Origin of the sequence: Methylobacterium sp. UNC300MFChir4.1, from assembly GCF_900110155.1 — a bacterium.
Taxonomy (GTDB): Bacteria; Pseudomonadota; Alphaproteobacteria; order Rhizobiales; family Beijerinckiaceae; genus Methylobacterium.
In genome coordinates, this window is the sequence record NZ_FOCS01000018.1 from 111,794 (window position 1) to 117,793 (window position 6,000).

Below are 6,000 nucleotides of genomic sequence, written 5' to 3' on the forward strand. Positions count from 1 at the left end.
CTCAAGTGAAAGATGCTTCACCGTCGGCCCTCGACTGCCCCAAAGCAACATGTTTCTGTAAAATGGACGAAGATTTGGCCCTCGAATTAGGCTGTCTCTCTTCAACTGATCCAGCCAGCCAAATCACCTATTGACCGGACTCTTCCACGAAGCCGTTCCTGGTCCGCGCCGCTGGAACTCGCCAATGTCCTCGCCTCGGTTCAGCCGATCGACCAGCTCCTGAGCGCGCTCGCGTGTCGGACGGTGGACCGGCATGCCATGGACCAAATGCTGTTTCCACCGACCCTCGGCCTCCAACCACTCCTCGACCGCCCACGACGTAGCACCCGGGAAGTCGGGGTTGGTGTCATCCACGGCTCGGAACTGGTTGGCAGAAAAGGTCATGGGGGACACTCGAATGACGGTGCTCCTCATTCAAAGAATGTGTCCTGAACTTCACCCTCGGGTGCACGGCCTGAATGATGAACCGCTTGATCTGTGTCTCGGTGGGCGCGTCGTTTCCGAAGTCTCTGCTCTGGCTCCAAAACCCAAAAAAAATTCATACGCTCGGAAAAACCGGGGGGCACGGAAGAAGACCTCCAGAAATTACAGGAACTTCGCAATTTCTGGAGGCATTGAGATTAACGCTGCTGAACGGATCCGCTCGCAGTAATGCTGAATTGCATTTCATCAAAACCTTGCGGCTTTAAAATTTCTTGCGCAATAAACTCAACCATCTCGAATAAATCGCAACTTCTGGAAACGAAAAGTTGAATTGATGATTCATCAATCTGCTCGATATAGCCAAAAATTTCCCTAGTGCAGCATGCAAGACACTCATTTATTTCTGGGAATATTTCCTTGTCCTCATCAGTTGGCATGTACGTCAGGATGGCCCGGCGAACGGCGAACTTACTCAGCATCTCGACATCCTCGGCACCGAAAGCGGTGCACAAGGGGGCGGCTCATGACGTGTTGACGTACTAAGGAGCGATTTTCGCGATCAAGGCTCAAGCTGCTCCTGATCATCTCTGCGCGAGTGCCAGCGCGATACCGAGCAGGTGCTTCCTCGGCTGGCCGATCATGGTGTCCCATGCTGGCAGCAGCCGGCGGGTGTCACCATCGCCCATGCTGCCGGTGTCAATCGGTGGGCTCGGCTCGAATACGCTGCTCGGCGCCTCGACGAACCAGAAGCCTGGCTCGACGCACAACGCCCGCGCGATTTGCACCAGCCGGTGCGGGCTCAGCCGCAGGGCACCGGCCTCGTAATCCCGGTACGTCCGCTCGTTGAGCCCCAGCACCTCGGCGAGGCTGTATGTCGTGTGCCCGCGGATCATCCGCTGCAGCCGCATGCGCTTGCCGATGTGGCGATCAACCGGGTTGGGGACGTGATTTTTCGCGCGCCGGGGCATCACAAGCAGCTCACAGAGAAGGGGTTTCGGGCGATTTCCTCCCCCTGCTCAAAAATAAGGTCCTGGGCACTTCGGACCCGCCCTATCAGAAATGAAGCACCGCCGGCCCTTTACCGGACGTGTCGCCATGGCTTTCATCCACGGCTCACTCGGGCCCCAGCTTTATCGTCGGCAGGAACGCTTGAGCGACGTGGGCCGTATGCCTTCAGCCCGATACGAACGACGGAGCCGAGATATCCGCGCGGGTCTGAGTGCACTTAGTGGCCTATGCGCTACCCCGGGGGCGCGCTCTATGCGACCCAGACGAACTCGCCCGTTGCTTTGCCGCTACACTGGGGCGGCCACTTGGCTTGGCGGTGTACCCGCGCCCGCTCGAGAGGGCCCTTCCAGCTTATATGTAAAGGCAGGGTTTTCCGCGGCCTGCCGAGTTGGTGCTCGGCTTCGTCACCCTGTGCATTTGAGCAGGGAGAAGCCGATGACCGACGAAACGCCCCTGGGGGGCAAGCCACCACGCAAGCCGCGATTGCCCCGCGAGATCAGTGAACGACGCCGGTTGCCGCTGACTGGCGAGGAATTCCGCGATCTGACATGGGCGATGAAGCTACCGCTGGTGCGTGTCTCGCCCAAAAATAAAGGCCGGGCTGACCTGACGATCAGGTTCAAAGACGACGGCAAGTCCCTCGTCGTCGTGACTGTGCTCGATCCTCAGATTGGGATGGCCACCATCCTCGACTGGGACATCATGATCTTCGCCGTGTCCATGCTGATGAAACTCGCCAATACCCCGGGGGGCCACCAAGTGGACACCTTCAGCCGAGTGGTGAAATTCCGGCCGAACGATCTTCTCGCCACGATCCACCGCGCTAAGACAGACGGCGGAACGCAGATCAACAAGCTGGAGGGTGCGCTCAAACGCCTGGTGAACACCCATGTGCGTTTGCACATCGGGACAGACTTCCGGGACGAACGAAAATTTACGCTTCTGGACGATTATCATCGAGGCCAGAGCACTGCCGACGAACTCTACCCTGAGTGGAGTGTCACCGTCCCGCGCTGGGTCATCGAGCAGATCCTCAGACCTAACAAGCCTGCAGTGAGGAAGATCGATCCGGCCTATTTCGACTTGAATGGCAAGGCCATGGAGCGCGTCGTCGCCCGCTGGGCTGTGGCACACCGGGGGTACCAGCCCGGGCCGCCCCACCGAATGATTGCGACCCGGGCCTTCGAACTTTCGACCATGAGCGAGTGGCGCAAGTTCTACCCCGTGCTGCAGGACATCGTAGAGCTGAACCGACTGCCCGACCACACCCTCACATTGCAGGAAACCGATCGCGGTGTTGACCTGCTGATCGACGTGCGCCCGGGCCATGAACGCGAACCTAAACGGTGGAATAAGCGAGATCCTAAAGGCAAGCATTCGACCCAGCGGTCCGATCGGGCTCCTCGTCCCGACAAGTTGCCAGACGATATCGACGATGGGGTCATAAACCTGTAACGCCGATTTACATGGTACGCAAAGACGCGACCGTCCACTGATAAATACAACTTGGTAGTGAAGGCTGGCAAGGACAGGACAATAGCCCCCCAGGAAGGACGGAGCGACGGACACGTCCGCCGCCGCTTTCTACATGTGGAACGTCAGGGCAAATCACACAGCTTTAACAACGGGATGAACGCCAAACCGATCGAACCACGCCTCATGCATGAACTCGGCGAGCGGGCCTTTCCACTTCGCCGGCACGAGCATCGAGTCATGCACACATAGCGGCACGATGTTGGCTTTCAGGCACCGCTTGGCCACGGTCGCCATGACCTGCGCCTCCAGCCATTGGAGGTGTACGCCTAGCTTAGGCTTGCAAAACTTCCCAGCGATCTGGGGGTGCCTGTCGGCGATGGCGGCGATGATCCGGCCCGCCTCCGGAAGTTGTGCGCCGACCAGGACCCTTCGAGCGGCCTTCGCCGCGGGACCGTCGTCGCGATCGACGCCATTCCCCAGACCTGCCAGCCACGCCGCGAGGGAGCCTTCGGCCTCTCTCTTCGAGGCGGCGTTGATCAGCCGGAGCATCGCCTCCTTCACCGTCGGCCTTTCCACCGCCGTGACGCGATAAGGGTCGTCGTCGGGCACGAGGCCCAGCTCGGCGTATAAGAGGAAAGGCTGACACGCGGAAAAATCCAATTCGACGGTCGGCTCACCATCAATCTGGATTTGGCGGCGGCGCCAGCGCTCGTCCTTGCTGTGCGTCAGCTCCAGCCACCAGCCGCCGTAGGCCCGCCCGCCGTGGCGGAAATTCCCGTTGTACACGCGATGCTGGTGCACCCGCCGCGGATCGATGAAGCAGTTATCGATCCGAATGGGCCGGCCGGTCCAATCTACGTCCGGCGCGTTGAGCGTGATCGACGAAGCGGTCACCGCCTCGTTCCATCCGCGGAGTGCGCGCCGTTGCTTATGGGTGAAATCCGTATCCCGGAAGCTCGCCAATTTGCCATCAGTGCCGTGCAGGACGATCACTTCATCGGGGCGGTAGGCGAGGGGCGTGTCGGCGGCCAGTTGCAGCAGATGCTCGCTGGCCTGGAACGTCGATTGCGTGCCGCGCCCCTCGGGCCACGGCTTCGCGACGATGTCCTCGATCCAGCCGAGATCGCGCAGTTCGTCGATGGCACGGGTCACGTATGTGTAGGTGAGGCCCGAGCCTGCGTAGCGCTTGTTGTCGGTGTACCACTCCGGGCGGCGCGAGTAGGAGACAGCCTGACCGGATGAGGCGGCAGCCAGGGCCGCCGTGAGGATATGAATGCGCGCCTTGGCGTAGGACCGGTCGCGGCTTTCCGGCAGTGGGACCGGGGACTTACGGTCCGTGGTGCGCCAAACCCCCAGCAAGGGCATGTCGGAGCCGTGGTCTTCAACATCCGATCCATATGACTCCGAGGATGGGGATGCGACCCGCCTATCTTGTCCGGTGCCGGTGGCTGCCTGATGAGGTCCGGTGTGATGATCGGTATGCAATGGTTCGCCCCTCGGCGGGGCGCCCCTGGCAACATGCCGGGTTCAGTGACACGCCCTGAGCGGGGGCGGGATGACCACGTAGATAACCGGGTCGAGGGATTTTCCGCCGACAATTTCTGGCGACGAGCCAGCAATGAAGGAGCGTGTCGAGGAGATACCGACCACGGTTCGCGTCAACTCGCATCGGTGACGGCTTGTGATCGCGACAGGTAGCACCTCTGGAATAAATCGCCGAGCGCCTCGCGGCGGAACAGCTTGCGCCGACGACTGCCCCACGGTTCTGCTCGATCACGCAGCCTACGGCAGTGCTGACAGACGATGACGCCGTCGGCTCGCGGGTCACGATTGCGGCGGGTGACAGTCAGCCTGACACGGGTGACGGCGATCGGACCAAGGTCCTCCTCCATCGGCTGGACGCGTAAGATCTCGTCGTCGTCACCGCGCCACGCGAACACCGCCATGTCCCACCACCGTCCGTCGCCGAGATGGTAGAAGTTCTGCCCGTGCCGGCGTTGGCAGCGCTCGCACGAACCACCGACGCGACGGAGACCGATCGTGGCGGAGACCTGCAACCATACGATCGAACGGAAAAGACGAAACCCACGCCAGATCGCCACCGGGTTCTACCCTCGATCACAGTGCCTTCGAGCGGCACCCGTGGGCTGGCACGGCAGAAGGTGGTTCGGAAAACCGTCAGGCTTCGACCGATACGAACAAATTGAGTTGCTTCGTCTGCTGGCGAGCGCGTGGCCGCGCGCTGAGAGCGACGCGCATGGACTTGGTCGTGGGCATGGCGAGCAGACCAGTCCCGGGCTTGCCGTGGAGCACAGCCTCGACGATCCGACAGCCATCGCCGCCGTGAAACACGTTCGCAGTGTGGGGACCGGCTCGCAGGATCTCTTGAACCAGCACCTAGTTCACTTCCATGGCAGACAAAGCCTGCAGCAGGCAGGGCATCCCCACCCGCCTCAACGTTAAACGACTGGAACTCCGCGGCGCGCTGTCGCCAATCTTGGCGCACAGCTCCCGCGCTCGTCTAAGTGAATGGATTGAGCGCCGCTTGCGTTGCTGGGGCGGCGACGAAGGCCGCGATCATGCCGCGGTCGGCGAGGTGACGGGCTGCGAGCAACGAAACCGCGAGCTGGCGTTGGCTGATCGGCATGTCGCTCCGGCTACTCGTCACGAATCACAAGCGGGCATCTTATGGGGAGGCAACCGCGTGCGTGGTGTACGAAATCCGTCCTTATAGAGGATGCGTCAGTCCGGGCAGCACGATGAAGCGTAAGCGATGTTCCGGCCCCATCTTCTGTGGGGCGACCTGACCGGGCAGTTTGACGATCCGCCACGAGAGGATCGTTTTGTGTCTCGACTTGACCGTAGACTTGAGCCGGAGGGGACGGTCCGGCGTTTTGAGGTGATCGACGGCGCGGTCGGCCGCAGGCGCTGGAGCGCGGACGACCGGGCGCGGATCCTGGAGGAGACGTTCGTTCCGGGCGCGGTGGTGTCGGTGGTGGCCCGCCGGCACGGGTTGACGCCGCAGCAGCTGTTCACGTGGCGACGCGAGGCGCGCCAGGCCGCCGCCGCGCTGCCGGCTTTCGTGCCGGCGGT

The 6,000-nt window shown here is 61.6% G+C and carries 7 protein-coding genes; 2 read left to right on the top strand and 5 right to left on the bottom strand.

Going from position 1 to position 6,000, the window contains the following annotated elements; translation table 11 throughout:
* Positions 1 to 620: 620 nt before the first annotated feature.
* On the bottom strand, positions 621 to 902 hold the full coding sequence (locus BMY19_RS30530; protein ID WP_139215659.1) for a hypothetical protein: 282 nt from the start codon (positions 900 to 902) through the stop codon (positions 621 to 623).
* Between the two features lie 102 nt (positions 903 to 1,004).
* Positions 1,005 to 1,391, bottom strand: a complete 387-nt coding sequence (locus BMY19_RS21975) for a helix-turn-helix domain-containing protein (protein WP_107351053.1) — start codon at positions 1,389 to 1,391, stop codon at positions 1,005 to 1,007.
* 475 nt (positions 1,392 to 1,866) lie between these two features.
* Between BMY19_RS21975 and BMY19_RS21980 the strand changes: the two genes are divergently transcribed.
* Complete coding sequence (locus BMY19_RS21980) at positions 1,867 to 2,886, top strand: replication initiator protein A (RefSeq protein WP_170863017.1); 1,020 nt, start codon at positions 1,867 to 1,869, stop codon at positions 2,884 to 2,886.
* A gap of 153 nt (positions 2,887 to 3,039) precedes the next feature.
* Here BMY19_RS21980 and BMY19_RS21985 read toward each other — a convergent pair whose 3' ends face one another.
* The 3 genes from BMY19_RS21985 to BMY19_RS31660 form a co-directional block, all read right to left on the bottom strand.
* Positions 3,040 to 4,272, bottom strand: a complete 1,233-nt coding sequence (locus tag BMY19_RS21985; RefSeq protein ID WP_100252930.1) for a hypothetical protein — start codon at positions 4,270 to 4,272, stop codon at positions 3,040 to 3,042.
* Positions 4,273 to 4,565: 293 nt separating this feature from the next.
* Positions 4,566 to 5,009 (bottom strand): hypothetical protein, encoded by a 444-nt coding sequence (locus BMY19_RS21990; protein WP_139215660.1) that lies wholly within the window; start codon positions 5,007 to 5,009, stop codon positions 4,566 to 4,568.
* Positions 5,010 to 5,428: 419 nt separating this feature from the next.
* On the bottom strand, positions 5,429 to 5,554 hold the full coding sequence (locus tag BMY19_RS31660; protein WP_280141640.1) for a hypothetical protein: 126 nt from the start codon (positions 5,552 to 5,554) through the stop codon (positions 5,429 to 5,431).
* 126 nt (positions 5,555 to 5,680) lie between these two features.
* Between BMY19_RS31660 and BMY19_RS30535 the strand changes: the two genes are divergently transcribed.
* The coding region (locus BMY19_RS30535; protein ID WP_139215643.1) for a transposase at positions 5,681 to 6,000 on the top strand (320 nt) is incomplete at its 3' end.

Bases quoted from the DNA above. Each gene is read 5' to 3' on its own strand.
- BMY19_RS30530 (WP_139215659.1), bottom strand. From the start codon at position 902: ATGCTGAGTAAGTTCGCCGTTCGCCGGGCCATCCTGACGTACATGCCA.
- BMY19_RS21975 (WP_107351053.1), bottom strand. From the start codon at position 1,391: ATGCCCCGGCGCGCGAAAAATCACGTCCCCAACCCGGTTGATCGCCAC.
- BMY19_RS21980 (WP_170863017.1), top strand. From the start codon at position 1,867: ATGACCGACGAAACGCCCCTGGGGGGCAAGCCACCACGCAAGCCGCGA.
- BMY19_RS21985 (WP_100252930.1), bottom strand. From the start codon at position 4,272: ATGCCCTTGCTGGGGGTTTGGCGCACCACGGACCGTAAGTCCCCGGTC.
- BMY19_RS31660 (WP_280141640.1), bottom strand. From the start codon at position 5,554: ATGCCGATCAGCCAACGCCAGCTCGCGGTTTCGTTGCTCGCAGCCCGT.